Annotated in this window: 1 protein-coding gene; it reads left to right on the forward strand. The window is 72.3% G+C overall.

Features of this window, described 5'->3' with window-relative positions; all coding sequences use genetic code 11:
• The coding region (locus HW837_RS47955) for an acetyl-CoA carboxylase biotin carboxylase subunit (RefSeq protein ID WP_193382261.1) at positions 1 to 983 on the forward strand (983 nt) is incomplete at both ends.

The following is a 983-nucleotide window of genomic DNA, read 5'->3' on the forward strand; positions in this document are numbered from 1 at the left end:
AAGGTGTTGATCGCCAACCGAGGCGAAATCGCTGTCCGCGTCGCCCGGGCGTGCCGGGACGCCGGGATCGCGAGCGTGGCCGTGTACGCCGATCCGGACCGGGACGCGCTGCATGTGCGGGCCGCGGACGAGGCGTTCGCGTTGGGCGGTGACACTCCGGCGACCAGCTATCTGGACATGGGCAAGGTCCTCCAGGCGGCGAAGGACGCGGGTGCGGACGCGGTCCACCCGGGCTACGGGTTCCTCTCGGAGAACGCGGAGTTCGCGCAGGCGGTCCTGGACGCGGGCCTGATCTGGATCGGCCCGCCGCCGCAGGCCATCCGCGACCTCGGCGACAAGGTCGCCGCCCGGCACATCGCCCAGCGCGCCGGCGCCCCGCTCGTCGCGGGCACCCCCGACCCGGTGAGCGGCGCCGACGAGGTCGTCGCCTTCGCCCGCGAGCACGGCCTGCCGATCGCGATCAAGGCCGCCTTCGGCGGCGGCGGACGCGGCCTGAAGGTCGCCCGCACCCTCGAAGAAGTCCCCGAGCTGTACGACTCCGCCGTCCGCGAGGCCGTCGCCGCCTTCGGCCGGGGCGAGTGCTTCGTGGAGCGCTACCTCGACAAGCCCCGCCACGTCGAGACCCAGTGCCTGGCCGACTCCCACGGCAACGTCGTGGTGGTCTCCACCCGCGACTGCTCCCTCCAGCGCCGCCACCAGAAACTGGTCGAGGAAGCCCCCGCCCCCTTCCTGTCCGACGCGCAGAACGCCGAGCTGTACGCCGCCTCCAAGGCCATCCTCAAGGAAGCCGGCTACGTCGGCGCCGGCACCGTGGAGTTCCTCGTCGGCGTGGACGGCACGATCTCCTTCCTGGAGGTCAACACCCGCCTCCAGGTCGAGCACCCGGTCACCGAGGAGGTCACCGGCATCGACCTGGTCCGCGAGATGTTCCGCATCGCCGACGGCGAACACCTCGGCTACGACGACCCGCCACTGCGCGGGCA

The sequence above is a fragment of the Streptomyces caniscabiei genome, assembly GCF_014930365.1.
GTDB classification, from domain to species: Bacteria; Actinomycetota; Actinomycetes; order Streptomycetales; family Streptomycetaceae; genus Streptomyces; species Streptomyces caniscabiei.